The 17,401-nt window shown below is 57.8% G+C and carries 10 protein-coding genes; 9 read left to right on the top strand and 1 reads right to left on the bottom strand.

Annotation, left to right across the window (positions count from 1 at the left end):
• The first annotated feature begins 215 nt into the window (after positions 1-215).
• Genes recC through recD form a run of 3 tightly spaced genes read left to right on the top strand, consistent with a single transcriptional unit; the run spans position 216 to position 9,447 of the window.
• The gene (gene recC / locus AC07W4_RS10630; protein WP_495032383.1) at positions 216-3,686 is read left to right on the top strand and encodes an exodeoxyribonuclease V subunit gamma; all 3,471 of its coding nucleotides are present in this window, start codon (positions 216-218) and stop codon (positions 3,684-3,686) included.
• Complete coding sequence (recB, locus tag AC07W4_RS10625; protein ID WP_495032382.1) at positions 3,683-7,357, top strand: exodeoxyribonuclease V subunit beta; 3,675 nt, start codon at positions 3,683-3,685, stop codon at positions 7,355-7,357. The genes recC and recB overlap by 4 nt, the downstream gene beginning before the upstream one ends.
• Positions 7,354-9,447: an exodeoxyribonuclease V subunit alpha gene (gene recD, locus AC07W4_RS10620; RefSeq protein ID WP_495032381.1), complete on the top strand. Its 2,094-nt coding sequence runs from the start codon at positions 7,354-7,356 to the stop codon at positions 9,445-9,447. Before recB ends, recD begins: the two co-directional genes overlap by 4 nt.
• 327 nt (positions 9,448-9,774) lie before the next feature.
• On the opposite strand, the gene AC07W4_RS10615 is transcribed toward recD, so the two are convergent.
• Positions 9,775-10,650, bottom strand: coding sequence for a helix-turn-helix transcriptional regulator (locus AC07W4_RS10615; protein WP_495032380.1), 876 nt, complete (start codon positions 10,648-10,650; stop codon positions 9,775-9,777).
• Between the two features lie 117 nt (positions 10,651-10,767).
• Here AC07W4_RS10615 and AC07W4_RS10610 point away from each other — a divergent pair, with 117 nt between their 5' ends.
• The 6 genes from AC07W4_RS10610 (at position 10,768) to AC07W4_RS10585 (ending at position 17,253) form a co-directional block, all read left to right on the top strand.
• Positions 10,768-11,028 carry a hypothetical protein gene (locus AC07W4_RS10610; protein WP_495032379.1) on the top strand — a complete coding sequence of 87 codons (261 nt, stop codon included), beginning with the start codon at positions 10,768-10,770 and terminating at the stop codon, positions 11,026-11,028.
• A 71-nt stretch (positions 11,029-11,099) separates the two neighbouring features.
• Positions 11,100-11,930, top strand: a complete 831-nt coding sequence (locus AC07W4_RS10605) for an HNH endonuclease (RefSeq protein ID WP_495032378.1) — start codon at positions 11,100-11,102, stop codon at positions 11,928-11,930.
• Between the two features lie 305 nt (positions 11,931-12,235).
• A complete protein-coding gene (locus AC07W4_RS10600) occupies positions 12,236-14,500 on the top strand; it encodes an McrB family protein (RefSeq protein WP_495032377.1) in 2,265 nt (754 codons plus the stop codon).
• Between the two features lie 3 nt (positions 14,501-14,503).
• Positions 14,504-16,111 carry a DUF2357 domain-containing protein gene (locus AC07W4_RS10595; protein ID WP_495032376.1) on the top strand — a complete coding sequence of 536 codons (1,608 nt, stop codon included), beginning with the start codon at positions 14,504-14,506 and terminating at the stop codon, positions 16,109-16,111.
• Between the two features lie 69 nt (positions 16,112-16,180).
• The gene (locus tag AC07W4_RS10590; protein ID WP_495032375.1) at positions 16,181-16,696 is read left to right on the top strand and encodes a hypothetical protein; all 516 of its coding nucleotides are present in this window, start codon (positions 16,181-16,183) and stop codon (positions 16,694-16,696) included.
• Positions 16,693-17,253, top strand: coding sequence for a hypothetical protein (locus AC07W4_RS10585; RefSeq protein WP_495032374.1), 561 nt, complete (start codon positions 16,693-16,695; stop codon positions 17,251-17,253). Before AC07W4_RS10590 ends, AC07W4_RS10585 begins: the two co-directional genes overlap by 4 nt.
• Positions 17,254-17,401: the final 148 nt, after the last annotated feature.

Below are 17,401 nucleotides of genomic sequence, written 5' to 3'. Positions count from 1 at the left end.
GTCGTCTCAGCAGAAACGGTTGGGTATGTGCATGAGAAGTTGACCTGTGCAAACACCCAGCATTTGCTCTCCTCCTTGGGCAACCTATGCTCGGCACCTGTGAAGGGTTGTGCTGACCTTCTTCGGGCTGGCGGCGTGTAGCCCTATCGTTTTAAAGTGATGGCATTTTGCTGCTCTGTGTCACAGAGCTGCGTATTCAGATCTGAGGGTGGCGTATGCAGGATGCGGACTCGTTGAAGCCCGGCTTCATGATCATTCACGGCAATCGTTTGGACGACTTGCGTGAGCTCGCGGTGCACTGGATGCAGCGCTACCCGCTGGCGCCACTGGAAAACGAAGTCGTGCTGGTACACAGCAATGGCATCGCGCAATGGTTGAAGCTGGCGCTGGCCGAAGATCCTGAACACGGTGGCTGTGGTATCGCAGCAGCGTTGGATGTGCAGCTTCCTGCGCGCTTCCTGTGGCAGGCCTACCGCTCTGTTTTGGGGGCCGAGACAACCCCCGAGTCTTCACCGCTGGACAAGACGGCACTGAGTTGGCGGCTCATGCGCTTGCTGCCTCAATTGCTCAGCAAAACCAATTTCAGCAGTTTGCAGCGTTTCCTCCATGACGATGACGATCAGCGCAAGCTTCACCAGCTTTCCGAGCGACTGGCGGAAATGTTTGATCAGTATCAGGTCTATCGTGCCGATTGGCTGGAGGACTGGGCAGCCGGGCGTGATCAGCTACAGCACATCAAAGGCGGGGTGAAGCCGCTGGGTCCCGACAACCTGTGGCAAGCGGAGCTGTGGCGTGAGGTGCTGGCGGATGTTGGCGAGGGTGCTCTTGAGCGCAGCCGTGCCGGTGTTCACAAGCGCTTTGTCGCACACTTGCGTGAAGCAGGGCCGGCTCCGAATGGTTTACCTCGGCGTGTGGTGGTTTTCGGTATTTCGTCGATGCCGGCGCAGGTGCTCGAAGCCCTGGCCATGCTCTCGCGCTACAGCCAGGTGTTGCTGTGTGTGCACAACCCTTGTCGACATCATTGGGGCGATATCGTCGCCGACAAGGAGTTGTTGGGTCATACCTATCGCCGTCAGCCGAACAGAAATGTTCCCATGGCGGCGAATCAACATGGCCAGCCGTTGCTCGCCGCGTGGGGTAAGCAAGGTCGCGACTACATCAACTTGCTCGACCACTATGACGAGCCGGCGAGTTATCGGCACCTGTTCGAGGGCCTGAATGGCGGGCGTATTGATCTGTTCAATGACCAACCGCCTTCCACTCTGCTGGGCCAATTGCAGAGCGACATTCTCGAATTGCGTCCTTTGGCGGAAACCCGTGAAGTCTGGGGCCCTGTCGACGTGGCGCAGGATCGCTCGGTACGCTTTCACGTGGTCCACAGTGCGCAGCGCGAAGTGGAAGTGCTGCACGATCAGTTGCTCGCCCGCTTCAGCGCAGACCCCCAGCTCAGTCCGCGGGATGTGATTGTGATGGTGCCGGACATCAACGCGTATGCGCCGCATATCGAGGCCGTGTTCGGCCAGGTGCCGCGTCATGACCCTCGTTATCTGCCCTTTACCTTGGCCGACCAGGGACAGCGTGGGCGCCAGCCATTGCTGATCGCCCTCGAGCACTTGCTCAAACTGCCCCATAGTCGCTTCGCCGTCAGCAATATCCTCGACCTGCTGGATGTGCCGGCGCTGCGGGCGCGCTTCGGTATCAAGGAAGCGGATGTGCCGATCCTGCAGCACTGGATCGACGGTGCCGGCGTGCGCTGGGGCCTCGATGCGCAGCAGCGCGAGAGCCTGGACATGCCAGCGGGCCTAGAGCAAAACACCTGGCGCTTCGGCATGCGCCGCATGTTGTTGGGCTACGCGACCGGCCAAGGGCCCGAGCTGAATGGCATCGAGCCCTACGACGAAGTGTCCGGGCTGGAAGCGGCACTGGCGGGGCCTTTGTTGACCTTGCTTGACCACCTGGAAATTGCTCGCGAAGACCTGCAGCAGCCGGCCACACCAGGGCTTTGGGTAGAGCGTCTGCAATCGCTGTTGAAGGTGTTCTTCCGCCCGGTGGGGGATGCCGAAGAATTGCTGGTCAACCAGTTGCTCAAGCTGCTCGATGACTGGTTGCGTACCTGCGAGTCCGCGCAGTTCGACGAACTGTTGCCGTTGAGTGTGATGCATGAAACCTGGCTTTCCAGCATTGAAGAGGGCGGCTTGTCGCAGCGTTTTCTTGCCGGTGCGGTGAACTTCTGCACGCTGATGCCGATGCGTGCGATCCCGTTCAAAGTGGTGTGCTTGCTGGGTATGAACGATGGTGATTACCCACGCCAACAATCGCCGGTCGATTTTGACCTGATGCGTAACGATTACCGCCCAGGAGATCGCTCGCGCCGCGAGGATGATCGCTACCTGTTGCTGGAGGCGTTGTTGTCTGCCCGGCAACAGCTGTACGTCAGTTGGGTTGGTCGCAACATCCGCGACAACAGCGAGCGCGTGCCCTCGGTGCTGATCGGGCAACTACGTGATCATCTGGCCAGCGGCTGGCGCTCGGCAACGCCCGAGGCGCTGCTGCACGCCTTGACTCAGGAGCATCCGCTACAGCCTTTCAGTGCGGCTTACTTTGCCGACCAGCCAGGGCCTGACGGGCTGTTCACTTACTCCCACGAGTGGCGCGAGGTGCATGATTCCCAGGCTGAGCAGCAATCGGTCGGCCTGCTGTCACAGCTCGCGCAAGACACGCCACTGACCCTGCGCCAACTGGCCGAGTTTGTGCGTGACCCGGTCGGGGCGTTCTTCCAGCAACGGCTCAAGGTCAATTTCGATAATGACGAATTGACCAGCCGCGACGACGAGACCTTTCAGCTCGATGGCCTTGAGAACTGGCAGCATCAAGACCGACTCAGCCAGGCGCTCAAGCGTTGGGTGGAAGAGGATTACCAGCCTGAGAACGCAGTGGCCGAACTCGATCTGCATGTGCAACGTTTGCAGCGTGAAGGCAAGTTGCCGCTGGGCGGCTTCGGTACGTTGAGCGCATCGGCACTGGCCGAACCACTGCCGGACATGCTCGAGCGTTATCACGCGCAGTTGCAGGCGTGGCCGGAAATCGAGGAGGGCCAGACCGCAGCAACGATCGCCGCGCAGGAATCGAGCCCGGGATTGAGTGACTGGCTCGGTGGCATTCGCCGCAATGCCCAAGGTGGGCGAGCTTACTTGCAGCTGGACAGTAAGAAGCTATGCAACGACGACAGTTGGCGCTGGCACAACCTGGTTCGCCCCTGGGTACGGCATCTTGCGTTGCAGTTGAGCGAACCGGGCTGCACCACGATTCTGGTCAGCTTGAACGGGGATGTGGTGTTCCGGCCAATGCCAATACAACAGGCACAAGAACAGTTGCAGTCGCTGCTCGACGCCTGGGTGGCGGGCATGCGTGAACCGCTGCCGGTCGCCTGCAAAAGCGCATTCGCCTGGCTCGAGGAGGTGGGGGAAGGCGGAGAAGACAACGACGCGACATCCGAGAAAGCCCGCGAGACGTTCGATGGGGGCTACATGCGCACTGGAGAGGCGGAGAGCTCTTTCGCCTTGCGCCGAGCCTACGCTGACTTCGACCAACTGTGCGCCTCCGGTCATTTCGCCTCATGGACCACGCGCCTGTATGGCGGACTGTTCAATCATCTTTCTTCGAGCTGCGCAGGGAGCGACCAATGAAGCCGCTAAATCTCAACCCCCTCGACTTTCCCTTGCATGGCAGCCGATTGATCGAGGCGAGTGCCGGTACCGGCAAAACTTTCACCATCGCCTTGTTGTACGTGCGCCTTGTGCTTGGCCATGGAGGCGAGGCCGCCTTCAAGGACCTGCTGACACCGCCGCAGATTCTGGTCGTAACCTTCACTGATGCCGCGACCCAGGAGCTACGCGACCGTATTCGTGCGCGTTTGACCGAAGCAGCGCAGTGCTTTCTGGAGCCTGAGCGCAAGCACGATAAGCTGCTGCAGCAATTGCGTGCCGAGTACTCGCCGCAGGACTGGCCCGATTGCGCACGCCGGCTGCAACTGGCGGGTGAGTGGATGGATGAAGCGGCGGTCTCGACCATCCATGGCTGGTGCTATCGGATGTTGCGTGAGCATGCCTTCGACAGTGGCAGCCTGTTCACCCAGACACTGGAAACCGACCAGAGCGAGTTGCTGGCCGAGGTGGTCCGTGACTATTGGCGTCGGCATTTCTATGAGTTGCCGGTGGAGCAGGTGCGAGCCATTGGTGATTGCTTCAAAAGCCCCCAGGACTTGGGGCATGCACTGAGTTCGTTGCTGTCACGCCGCGATGCGTCTTATCAATACAATACCCAGCCCCTTGAAGCCCCTGGCTCTTTGCAGGCGTTACTCAAGGAGCCCGGTGAATGGTACGAAACGGTCGGCGAACTTGAGCGCAACGCTCGCAAGCTCTGGCTTGAACATCAGGACGAGCTCGAGGATCTGTTGCGCAGCATGCGTCCTCAGATGAATGGCAATACCTACAGAAAAATTGATCAGGATGCGGTCTTCAACGGCCTTCTGAACAAATTGGCGCAGTGGTCCAAGGGGCAACCCGCACCGCATAACGTGCACGCCTTCGGACAGACCGGCATAAAACTCAAGGGCAAGGCCGTGGTGCCGGAACATCAGGCGTTCCAGGCGATCGATCTGTGGATCGAACAGCGTGACGCCAAAGTCGATATCCGCGCTCAGCTACTGCTACATGCCTTGCATGAGGTGCGCGAGCGCTTCGACGAAGAAAAACGCCGGCGTGCCGAAATCGGTTTCGACGACCTGCTCAATCGCCTTGACCAGGCCTTGCAGGGCCCGTCCGGTATGCGTCTGGCCGAGACCATTCGCAAGCAGTATCCGGTCGCCTTGATCGATGAATTCCAGGACACCGACCCGGTTCAATACCGGATCTTCGAAACCATTTACCGCATTCCCGACAACCTTGATGACTGCGGCCTGTTCATGATCGGCGACCCGAAGCAGGCGATCTATTCCTTCCGTGGCGCGGACATCTACACCTACCTCCAGGCACGCGAGGCCACGGCTGGCCGTCATTACACACTGGGGACCAACTATCGTTCCACCAAGGCGATGGTCGACGCGGCCAACCACTGCTTCCGGTACGCCGAAGCCCAGCCTCGCGGCGCATTTCGGTTCGCCACGGAAGACCAGGGCAATCCAGTGCCATTCAACAGCGTGCAGGCCAATGGGCGCGACGATGTGTTGCAGATCAAGGGTACGGATCAATCTGCCTTGACGTTCTGGCAGCTGAAAACCGAGGGAGTGGTCAATAACGCCACCTACTTGCGTAAAGCCGCTGAAGCCTCGGCGTCGGCGATTCAGGCCTGGCTTGATCCCTCTGCAACCGAGCGTTCCGGTTTGCTGAAAGGCAATGGTGAATTCGTCGCCTTGCGGCCCGCCGATATCGCCATTCTGGTGCGGAATCGCAAGGAGGCCGAAGCCATCCGCAAAGCCCTGGCGCATCGACAGCTGGCCAGCGTCTATCTCTCGGACAGGGACTCGGTCTTCGAAAGCGAAGAGGCAAAAGACCTGCTGTATATCCTGCGGGCGTGCGCTCAACCCACCAGTGATCGGCTGGTGCGTGCGGCCATGGCGACCCGCAGCGTCGGGCTGTCATGGCAGACCCTGGAGCAATTGAATCAGGATGAGTTGTTCTGGGAGCAACAGGTGCTGCTGTTCCGTGATTTTCGGGTGTTGTGGCAGCAACAAGGCGTGCTGCCGATGCTGCGAAAGTTGCTTGCCTCTTTCAAGGTACCGGCTCGTTTGCTTCTGGAGGATCAGGGCGAGCGCCGCTTGACCAACCTGCTGCACCTGGCCGAATGGTTGCAACGCAGCGCCGCCGAACTCGATGGCGAACATGCATTGATCCGCCACCTGGCCGAGCAGGTCGATGGTCAGAGCGAAGAAGAAATTTTGCGACTGGAAAGCGATTCGGACCTGATCAAGGTCATCACCGTGCACAAGTCCAAAGGGTTGGAATACCCGTTGGTGTTGCTGCCGTTTGCCTGTAGCGCCAGAGCCATCGATGGCAGAAGCACCACGCCGCCGATGTTCCATGACGACAAGGGGCTGGTGATTGAAATGGTCAAGGGGAATCAGGCAAAACCGGCACAAGTGCTTGCCAACGATGAGCGCATGGGCGAAGAAATGCGCCTGCTTTACGTCGCCCTGACCCGAGCCCGTTACGCCACCTGGATCTGTGTGGCGCCTCAGGGCTCCAGGGCAGGAGGCACATCGACGGATCTGCACAAGGCCGGATTGGGCTACATGCTGGCGGGTGAGAAGCCGATCGCAGCGGCGCAACTGCCCAGTGTGCTCGAGGCCTTGGCCAGCAGCTGCACGGACATTGCCGTGTGCGCAGCGCCGGTGCCGTCGGACGATGTGCATGCGGCGCCAGTACCACCGCCGGTAGGGCCGGCATTGCGCCCTCTGCACAAGCTGGCGGCGAACTGGTGGATTGCCAGTTACTCGGCCTTGGCCATTGCTGACGGCAATGTCCTGATGGGAGCAGAGCCGGGTGTCAGCCTTGAGCCAGCGACCGCGCTGGAAGCCAATTTGCAGGAGGAAGACGAAGTTGAAACCTTGCCCGCAGGGGCAGGGATTCACGGTTTTCCTCGGGGTGCGGGCCCAGGCACCTTTCTCCATGGGCTGTTCGAATGGGCCGGCCGCGAAGGCTTCGCCAAGGCGGCTGGAGATCCAGAAACCCTGCATAACACCGTCGCCCGACGCTGCAACCTGCGCGATTGGGAAACCTGGATCGAACCGCTGTCCGCCTGGCTGGGCAGTTATCTGAATGCGCCACTGCGCTTCAACGGTACCCAGTGCAAACTCTCGACCCTGAGCACTTATCAGGTCGAAATGGAGTTCTGGTTTTCCAGCCGGTCGGTGAACGTTCAGTGCCTTGATGCGCTGGTGCGGCAATACACGTTGGGTGGTGCACCGCGTCCCGTACTGGCCGCCAACGAGTTGAATGGCATGTTCAAAGGGTTCATCGACCTGACCTTCGAACATCAGGGGCGCTATTACGTGGCGGACTACAAATCCAACTGGCTGGGCAGCAACGATCAGGCCTACGACGCCGAGGCGATGGTCGCGACGATGCTGGACAAGCGTTACGACCTGCAGTTGTGCCTGTACCTGCTGGCCTTGCATCGCCAGCTCAAGCTGCGCCTTCCGGGGTATGACTACGAACAGCACATGGGCGGGGCGGTGTACCTGTTCGTTCGTGGGCAACAGGCACCGACGCACGGTGTGCATTTCGAAAGGCCGCCGCGGCAACTGATTGAGCAGCTGGACCAACTCTTCATGGGACAACACGCGGAGGCCAGCGCATGAGCCGGACCCTTAAGCAACTGAGCAATAGCCAGCGCAATGCTGATCACCCGCCGGAGTTCATTGGTAATGCCAGCAGCACGGAGCTGCTGTATCAACTGGACAGTTGGGTGAGCCGTGGCTGGTTGCGCGCGCTGGATCGCTCGTTCGCCACCTTCATTCTCGAACAGGATCCCCAGGCCCAAGCCAGTGTGTTACTGGCTGCCGCGATGACCAGTCACCAACTGGGGCGTGGACACTCTTGCCTGGATCTGGCCGCTACGCTGCACGCCCCTGACTTTGTGTTGTCGTTGCCTCCTGAAGGCGAGGAGGGTAGCCAGCTACCTTCACAATGGTTGCTGGGTCTGGATATCGCGCAGTGGCGCCAGGCATTGGCCTTGAGTCCGATGGTGGAAGACCGGGACGGGCAACAGCGCTTCCCGGAGCGACCGTTGGTGTTGACAGGCCAGCGCCTGTACTTGCGTCGTTACTGGAACTACGAGCGCAGTATTGCTGAGTCATTGGGTCGTCGCTTGAGCGTGGAGGCGGTTACTCCGGTAAATCTTTCCAGTCGGCTCGAAGCATTGTTCCCGCAGATCTCCAAGCCTGAAGGTGAACCTCTGAGCGACTGGCAAAAAACTGCCTGCGCGCTGGCGGCACGAGGCAATTTCAGTGTCATCACCGGTGGCCCCGGCACCGGCAAAACGACCTCTGTGGTGCGATTGCTAGGGCTGCTGCAAAGCCCCGCCGTGGAGGAGGGAAAACCTCTGCGAATTCGTCTCGCCGCTCCCACCGGCAAGGCGGCTGCTCGTCTGTCCGAATCCATTGGCAAGGCCGTCCGTGAGCTGCCTGTCAGCGTGCCGGTGCGCGAGGCGATTCCGACTGATGTTTCTACATTGCATCGCCTGCTGGGCAGCCGACCGGATTCGCGCAACTTCATCCACCATCGAGATAAGCCGCTGGAACTGGATGTGTTGGTGGTCGATGAAGCGTCGATGATCGACCTGGAAATGATGGCCTGCTTGCTCGATGCGTTGCCCTGGCAGGCCCGCTTGATTCTGCTGGGAGACAAGGATCAGCTGGCGTCGGTGGATGCGGGTTCGGTGTTGGGCGACCTGTGTCGTGATGCCGAAACCGGTGGCTACAGCGAGCAGACCATGGCTTGGTTGAAAGCCCACAGTGGCGAGGCGGTCAGCGCACCGGGTTTGCAAACGGCAGTCGGTCTGGGCGATCCGCTGGCCCAGCAAACCGTCATGCTGCGTTACTCCAGACGCTTCGATGCACAGCAGGGGATCGGGCGTCTGGCAAAGCTGGTCAATGAGAAAAACGCTGTTGAAGCACGAGGTCTGCTGGATCAGCAATTACCGCAGCTGTTCAACCTCAAATTGCGAGGTGAGCATGATGCTGCGCTCACTGACTTGATTATCAACGGCAAAGGCGATGCTCCTGGTTATCGTCATTATCTTGTGCAGCTACGAGACCAGCGTCCCGCGAGAGATACTGCCTGGGACAGTGACCTATGGGCTGGTTGGGCTGGCAAAGTGTTGACCGCGTTCGACGAGTTCCGCCTGCTCTGTGCGTTACGTCGCGGGCCTTGGGGGGTTGAAGGGCTGAACCAGCGGGTGGCCGCCGAATTACGCCGCTGTGAACTGTTGTCGGGGGAACAGGGTTGGTACGAAGGGCGACCGGTACTGGTCACTCGCAACGACTACAGCCTGAACTTGATGAATGGCGACATCGGTATCGCCCTCTGGGTGCCCGGTCCTTCCGCGGAGCTGGTGCTGCGCGTGGCCTTCCCGCGAAACGATGGTAGTGGTGGAGTGCGCTTCGTGATGCCGAGCCGGTTGGTGGAGGTTGAGACAGTCTTCGCTATGACGGTGCACAAGTCCCAGGGTTCGGAGTTCAATCATACGGCCCTGGTGTTGCCCGATGCCTTGAACCCGGTGTTGACCAAGGAGCTGTTGTACACCGCCATCACCCGCGCCAAACAATGGTTCAGCCTGGTCGAAGCCAGTCCGGGCGTATTTGAAGGGGCGGTGAGTCGTAATGTGCAGCGCACCAGCGGGTTGGCGCTGCAACTTCAAGACGAACTGGCAAAACTTCAACGCACCTGAGTGGGGGGCATTCAGGCATTTGTAGCCTGGATACTGACCTTCAGCGGTGACCTTTGCCATGGTAGAGGTCACCGCCTGAACAGTGATGGTGAGGTTGGCTTGGGGCCGGCGGTAACGACCACGCGTTGCATGAAGGTTCGGCAAGTTTTCATGGCGCTTTCCTCGATGACGGTGGATTTGATTTTCTTCGCCGTTACCGTCCGTGCAATTGATCTTGAGCATGTGATCCGGCGCGAAGAGCACCAGCCTGAAGGCATCTTGCGACTAATCATGTCGGACAGCGACAGGCCGGGTTGTCTAGAGGGTGCCCGTGGAAAAGTACCGGAATCAGTCATACAGCCAGGGTTTCAATTCCTTGAGGTTCTCCACCACGATCTGTTGCGCCTCTGGTTTCGGGTCCATGTTCTTCGGGTCAATTTGATACCGCTGCAGCACATACTTGACCAGCGCCTGGCGACAGGGAATCTGTAGTCGCCCATCGACCATCCCGAAGTCCTCCTGGATTATCGCTTTTTGAGTTAGCGTCAGGCGTTCATCGGGCTTGATTATGACGTTGACTTCACTATTCCATTGGTCGTCGCCCGAGATGCCATTCTCGGTTTCGCCGTCCATCAAATCTGGTACTCCACGCAGTCGACTCAGCACAAAGTCCCGGTACTCGCGGTTTTTTTCGCAGTAAGCCCGCACATGCCAGCGCATGCCTGTGTAAACCAGGGTATGCGGCGCAATGGTTCGCCCTTCAGGCACGGGGCTGTTTAGCGAAACGTAGTCGATGTCCAGGCGCAGATGCTCGCGGCAAGCCTTGAGCAGTGGTCGCAATATCTCGGCCTTGATCGAGCGGTCAGGCACCTCCAATACCTTGGTATGGGCATATGCCAACGCCAATCCCTCAACGTGAGGCGCTCGTGCATTGTTTTGGTAAAGCAGGTGCAGGTAGGCGCTGGCGCTGTCATCGATGAACAGTGGCTTGAACTGTTTGCTCGGCACGTAACCCTTGATCTGTCGATCGTATGTAAGGTTTTTAGGCGCATGCTCGGTGATGTAGGTGTTGATGTCCTTGGAGGCTTGCTGACGGCTGATGCCGAAGCTCTGCGTCAAGTGGACCGTGGTCAGCCGGCCTTCCCACCATGCGACAGTTTCGATCAGTCGGTAGCGAAGGGCGAGGTCCCAACGGACCTGCTCGATGGTTTGCTTGCGTTTCATGTCGCCTCCATGTGAGTGAATACTTTACCTGTACAAGTCTACATTCTAGACGTGTCGTTTGACACTACATATCGTGACTCTGGCAGGTTTTGAGTTGATGACATGAGGGACATGTTTATGGATGGTTTGGATTGGATAGCGTCGGTAGCGATGCTGATGCTGTTGATGATCCTGCTTATGCTTTTGGTGCAGTATCTGCAGACCAACAAAACCTGGAGATTGCTCGAACATTGGCATGCGACGACGAAGGAGCGTCAGGCGCGGCTGAGCTGGCACGCCGAGGAGAATCGAGAGTTGAAATCGGCGCTGCGGGCGGAAAAGGCTCATGTCGAACAGTTGCAGCGCAAAGTTGAGATTCTGCAGGCATTGCTGCCGTAGATTGAGGTGTGAGGGCCTTGGCGCAAGGTCCTTTGATTGGCGCCGTTAGGAAGTAAGCAAAGGAGAAACACATGCTCGATTCGCTGGAAATTTGCCGGCTTCTGGAAGGAAACGGTTGCAGCATGAAGTTCGAAAGAGCCTATGCGCGAGGTTATGTGCATCCGGGGCTTGAACACCCGCTGTTCGTCAAACATTACGCTACAGGTGGATCTGTTGGGCGCCAGCCCTTGGTGTTGCACCCGGCATACCGGAAGTCGGCGCATTGGGCACAAATCATAGCTTTGACGCAGGGTGCACCGAATGAAACGTACAAAAGTACCAGCCTGGAAGTGTTTCCATTTGCACCGGGCTCTACCAGCAAAACCGGGATCGCAGTTGATGTAGCCAATGTAGACGACTTGTACAGCTTGTTTGACTTGCTTGGCGGTGAGTCGGTGCGCATCCACAAGCAGGTCGAAGACGAAATCAGCCTGATTGAGGTCTTCGAGCAATCGCCGCTTGGGCAGCAGATCGGCTCGACTGAACGTGAGGCCATCATCCGTGCGCGAGTAGGACAAGGTGCGTATCGCCAGGCGCTGATCGAGTATTGGCAAGGTTGTGCTGTCAGTGGCTTATCGCTCACTTCCATGCTGCGTGCTTCTCATATCAAACCATGGCGTGACGCTACGCATCTTGAGCGTCTCGATCCCTATAACGGTTTGCTTCTGACACCCAATCTGGATCAAGCCTTTGACCTGGGGCTGATCAGCTTCACCGAGCAGGGCGACATCGTTATTGCGCAGACTTTGACCACTGAGATGCGACAGGTACTTGGCATCAGCCCGCATTGTCGATTGCGTAGCCTGCATGACCGTCATTTGAGTTACTTGGCTTGGCATCGCGAGCACGTATTGCGCAGCTAATCTCACGTGTTAATCGTGGTGAGATCACAGGATCGAGTACTGGGCTTGCCTTATCTCCCCCCAAGACTTCACCGTCGCTGAGTTGATTGCAGGGCTTCTATTTGCCATGCAGTATGCTGTGATGGCCACTTGATATTCCGAGTGGTGAGTGGAAGATGATTCGGGTATTTGCCTGAATGGTGGCGAGTCGAGAGCGGGTGGCGCCGAGCGCTTATCCAGAGTGGTGGTTTAACTCCGCATGCAATTGTTTAGCAGAATCGGAATTGGGCGCTGTCGCCCAAACAGGACAATAAGGGGCATGGCTTGTGGCGGTAGATCTGAAGGATGACGCAAATCTGAAGGCAGCCTGTGAGGCGGTATTGGCTCACAATCGTGAGCTGCCTTGGTATCAGAGCTGGCTGAAAAAGCTGTCGGAGTTCCTTCGTAAAGTACAAGACGCTGATCAGGAGGAGTTTTGTAGTACGGCGTTTCAAGAGCTGCTGTGGGAAAGTGAGGTCATTACAAAAACGGGTATGGGCACGGTCAATGTGTCAGAGGTGATCGCCAATCCTGGAGTCGCCGAATGCCTTTGGAGTCTTCGGGCATCGCTAAAAGCTGGTGACGCTCACCTTCATGACCAGGTGCTCAAGGAAAGCTGGCGCGAGTTGAATCAACTAGTCGCTCCACCCCTTGTGCGACGCAATCCCCGGCTTAAAAAGTATCGTCTATTCGCCGCGCTGTGCCCAACTGAACTGACCACTCTTGCTCACTACCCGAAGTTGCGTACTTTGGCGTCGTTGATAGGTGTAGGAGGCACGGAGCGTGAGCTTTCTCTGCATCGGAGTGTGCTTGAGCGCCTTGACGATGTTTTGGGTGAGCGAGAAAAAGGACTATCGATACCGACGCTGGAACGCATGACTCTGCCTTGGCTGCTCTACATGAAATTCGTAAAGGAGCAGGAAGCCGAAGCCACGGAAATCGCTGACCCCACAACGGGCCAGGAGCGCTTGAATCCTTTACCTGCTGAGCGTCGACGCCGCGGCATGCTAGCCATTGGTGGTGGTATCGCGACCATCAGGGCGATCATTGAGTTCACCAAAGAGGGATGCAAGCGAGAAGACCTGGTGGAGCACATGCGCTCGATCAACCCAAGTCACGCGACCTCGAGCATCCGAACGCAACTCAACTCACTCATTGCCGAATGGGGCGTGCTGCGGGCTCAAGGCGACGAGATCCATCTGACACCGCGAGGTGAGGGACTGCTGGAGACTGGCGAGCCTGATGAGGTATCGGACTGGCTGCTGACCCGCGTTCTCGGATTTGATCATATGCTCTATGCGTTACGCAGCGTCCCGATGTCCGTCAGTGCATTGAATGATGCATTGAGAAAGGTAAACCCCGGGTGGACCAGCGATCGAGCATTGACCAGTCTGACCTTTTGGCTGCGTGCTCTGCAATTGGTCGAAACCCGTGCAGACAAACTGCTGCACCTGACCGAGCTCGGTGAAACCTGGGCCGCGCAAATTTACTGGGAACCCCAATCACTCACTCCAGACGCAGGGACCGTTTCAACCAGCGTAATGCCAGCCAGTGAAGAGGTTGTGCCATTCGAGCGACCCTCGCTGGAAACCATCCAGCGTAGTTTCCCCGAAAATATCGCCTTTCCGATCAGCCTGGTTGCCCGCCTTGACGCCGGACTCTGGAGTCATCCGCGTCGTCACTTTGCTGTGCTCACCGGGCTCAGTGGTGCCGGTAAGACGGTATTGGCTCGAGGGTATGCGCTTGCGCTGCATAAGGGGCAAGCCCACCCGTCCGAGTGCTTGCTTACGGTTCCCGTCCAGCCAGGCTGGCATGATCCCTCTTGCCTGCTTGGTTACGTCAATCCTTTGAATAGCGAGAGCTATGTCCGAACGGCATTCGTCGATTTCCTGCTTAGGGCCAGCGCCGACTCGGAGCGTCCATATACGGTTGTGTTGGATGAAATGAACCTGTCGCACCCCGAGCAATACTTGGCTCCGCTGCTATCAGCCATGGAGACGGGTGATCACATTGAGCTGCATTCTCAGGACAATGACATCAACGGTGTGCCGGCAACCATCACCTACCCAAGCAACCTGGTAATCATCGGCACTGTGAATATGGATGAAACGACACATGGCCTGAGTGACAAGGTACTTGATCGGGCGGCAGTGATCGAATTTTGGGACATTGATGTTGAAGCGTTCCCTGGGTGGAAAACCAGCGCTTTGGCTGAGGCGCAAATTGCCAGAGTGCGCGACACACTGAAGGGGTTGGTCAATGCCCTGCGCCCGGCACGCCTGCATTTCGGCTGGCGGACTATTCACGATGTCATTGGCTACATCGAGCAGGCAGAACGCGGCGGTGTGATTGACTTCGACTCAGCATTGGATCAAGCCATCTACGCCAAAGTCCTGCCCAAGCTTCGCGGCGAAGACACACCTCGGGTCCAGGCTGCCTTCGCGGACACCAGTAGTCTGTTGCGGGATATGAGGCTGGCGGACTCGGCAGCCAAGGTCGCCGAATTGCAAGATGATTTGCGCACTTTGGGTTCTGCCCGGTTCTGGCGCTGAAACATGGCGATTATTCGATGCATCGACAAACAAGGCAGCGCGTTCACTGTCAGTCCAGAAGCGTTGGTTTCGGGTTTCATGGAGCGCGGCACCTATTATTTTGAGATTATCCCCGAGTCTCGTTTGTTTGTTGACGATGAGCCGTTGGAGGCCTCGCGCCATGAGGCATTTGACGCTTGGCGGTGGCAACCGGGTTTCTATGCGGGAAAAGTCATCGCTGAGTTGGTTGATGGCAGTGGCAAAGTCGTAGCGACCTACCACTTTGATGTGGCCCCGGATCAAGGCAAGCTCGGCGAGGTTTCGTTCGCAGCGATGCTCGACGAACTCCTTGCTTTCGACCCACGTTTGCTGCTTGGCAAAGAATACGCTCAGTTGGAGGTAGGTCGTGAGGGTCGAATGAGTGACCCACACCTGCAATATGCCCGTCTGAAACGTTATGGTCCGGAGCTGTTGTCGGCGCTCTCCGAAGTCTTGCGTAAGCCGCTGACTCGATTGCATCGAGAGCGCACACTACGACCAGCGCATCAACTGCGTCGTATTGATCGCCAGACCCTGCGTCGTGCCTTGCAAGACCCTGCGGCTACAGCGTTGCTCTATAATCTCGAGCCGGCGAATGCGCGTGGTGAGGTGCTGAATTTTGATGTGCCCAGTGTGTTCGAGGACCTCGATAACCCGGCCAACCAGGCGTTGGCTGTTGTCCTTGGCGAAACCCTGAGACGCAGCCGACAGGTCATTGCTGGATTGCAAAAGCTTATTGATCGGGAGCGCGACACGGGCGCTCGCTCCGCATTGGCCCCTCGGCTTGGGCGGCGTATTGAGTTCCTTGAAAGATTGCACACAGCCCTTCGGAGGATTCAACGCAGGGAACCTTTCTGTTCTTTGCGTCAGCCTCGTATTACCGCTGCAGGGCTCAACGCGATTTCCGCTCATCCTGCATACGCCCGGGCTTATCGCTATGGTTGGTATGTGCTGCGCCCGGGGATTGATGGAAGTAGCGAGGGAGAACGTTTGTGGATCAGTCCGACGTGGGAGATCTACGAGCGTTGGTGCTACCTTCAAGTGGTCTGCCTGATGAAATCGATTTATCCCGACTTGCAGTGGAGTTATCGATGGCCCGGCTCACGTGTGGACGTCGTACGTTGCGAAGGAAGGAGTACCGACATACAGGTCGATGTCTGGCTACAGGTACGCTGCCCTGCGTTTGATCAGCCGAAGAACCACTGCTTTTCCAGCATTTCCGGAGAGCGCCGCCCTGACATTGTTGTCACCGTGAAAAGTCCGGTTGGGCGCTCGTTCATTGTAATGGACGCCAAGTACCGAGTTGAACGCGAATGGGTGCTGGAAGGTATGGAGTCTGCGCACCTGTATCGTGACTGTTTGCGTTGGGAAGGGCGCAAACCGGATTTATCCGTATTGCTTGTTCCCCGTGGAGGAGGCGCTCCGTTATTGGAGACGATGAATTACCGGAAAGACAATGGAGTTGGCGTCGCGGAGCTGAGTGTTGAACACAACGGGCTGAATACGGTGCTACAGCCCTTTGTGAGGGGTTGTGCTGACTCAGAATCAGTGGAGCAACCTGTGGCGGTAGTGTCCTGCGTCACTGACGGGTGATGGACTGCTGGAAACCGATTTCAGCAAGTGCTGAATGGAAACTCATGGAACGCTCTAAAAGGAAGTGCGATGACAACAATCATTTCAAAAGCTCAGGCCGAGTTGGAGCTTGCACTCATGCAAGCCGAGAGTGATTCAATGGCCAGCAGCGATCTCTATCTCTGGTTACGCGAATGCGGTCTGCAACCCGATATCGCCATACGACTTAAAGAGCTGGTTAACGTGACTCAGCGCATCGGTAACAAGGTTGTCTCCATCGGTAAGCTCATCGTGATGAAGTTGCGCGACTTCATCAGGACACATAAGGGCTTGGCAATCGGCACCGTATTGGGCGCAGCCATTGCGTCGTTGGTTGCTTCGATTCCGCTCCTCGGTTCGATATTGGCGCCCTTGGGCGCACTGTTTGGCCTGACGATGGCTATTACCGGTCATCAAAATGATAAGCACCCGACAGGAAACGGCGGGGGTGTGAACTTTCTGGAGCTTCCGCAGAACCTGGTGGAGATCGCCCGGGCGTTCTTCGACCTGTTCATTCAGACGTTCAAGATTCTCATGGCTGAACTGGTGCCGGTGAAAGCGTCATGAGTCGGCAGCCGAAAGTCAGCAAAAAGCAGCTACTCAAAGTCATCGGTGAACTTGAGCGCTCGCCCCATGACCGTATACGTATCTTGGGTGAGGTGGGTATCAGCACACTCGGTATCGGCCTCGGCGCCGCAGCAGCAGGCACTGTGGCGAGTATCGCGGGTGTGACCAGTATTCCGGTCCTCACGACGGCCGCCAGTTGGGTAGGTGTCACTGCCGTGGCTGCGACTCCACTGGGCTGGGCGTTAGGCACCGCAGCAGTCGGCGGCGTCCTGGCCTACGGAGTTTCGCGTTGGGTGCGCGGCGGCGCGATGTCGGAAGGGCGCAAGCAGGAATTGTTGCTGGTCTACCAGGAGCGATTGGCTGAAATGGAAGTCAAGGAACGTGCGGGGACGGTCACGCTGTTGGATAAGTCCGGATTTATTTCCTCACTTCGAGAAGTGATCGAGAAAGATGTCATCAGCGCGGACAAAGCATTTCGACTGATTGAAGCAGTTGAGGTCGGGACGATTGCATTGCCTGAGGCCTATCGCCTGATCAATGGCCTTTTGCAGAGATAGAGCGAGCAGGGCGTGGCTGTCAGCAGAGTACTTTGGTTCAGCCGATCACGACACTCCCCGTCGCGCTGTTCCCTCATGCCGGCACGCCAATCTGGGTGTCCGGCCTGTTACGCGGCTGGAAATCTTTAAGGCCAAACTGGCGCGACCG

The organism is Pseudomonas sp. GW821-FHT02A08 (assembly GCF_059422045.1).
This window is presented reverse-complemented; position numbering and strand designations above follow the sequence as displayed.

Bases quoted from the DNA above. Each gene is read 5' to 3' on its own strand.
- recC (WP_495032383.1), top strand. From the start codon at position 216: ATGCAGGATGCGGACTCGTTGAAGCCCGGCTTCATGATCATTCACGGC.
- recB (WP_495032382.1), top strand. From the start codon at position 3,683: ATGAAGCCGCTAAATCTCAACCCCCTCGACTTTCCCTTGCATGGCAGC.
- recD (WP_495032381.1), top strand. From the start codon at position 7,354: ATGAGCCGGACCCTTAAGCAACTGAGCAATAGCCAGCGCAATGCTGAT.
- AC07W4_RS10615 (WP_495032380.1), bottom strand. From the start codon at position 10,650: ATGAAACGCAAGCAAACCATCGAGCAGGTCCGTTGGGACCTCGCCCTT.
- AC07W4_RS10610 (WP_495032379.1), top strand. From the start codon at position 10,768: ATGGATGGTTTGGATTGGATAGCGTCGGTAGCGATGCTGATGCTGTTG.
- AC07W4_RS10605 (WP_495032378.1), top strand. From the start codon at position 11,100: ATGCTCGATTCGCTGGAAATTTGCCGGCTTCTGGAAGGAAACGGTTGC.
- AC07W4_RS10595 (WP_495032376.1), top strand. From the start codon at position 14,504: ATGGCGATTATTCGATGCATCGACAAACAAGGCAGCGCGTTCACTGTC.
- AC07W4_RS10590 (WP_495032375.1), top strand. From the start codon at position 16,181: ATGACAACAATCATTTCAAAAGCTCAGGCCGAGTTGGAGCTTGCACTC.
- AC07W4_RS10585 (WP_495032374.1), top strand. From the start codon at position 16,693: ATGAGTCGGCAGCCGAAAGTCAGCAAAAAGCAGCTACTCAAAGTCATC.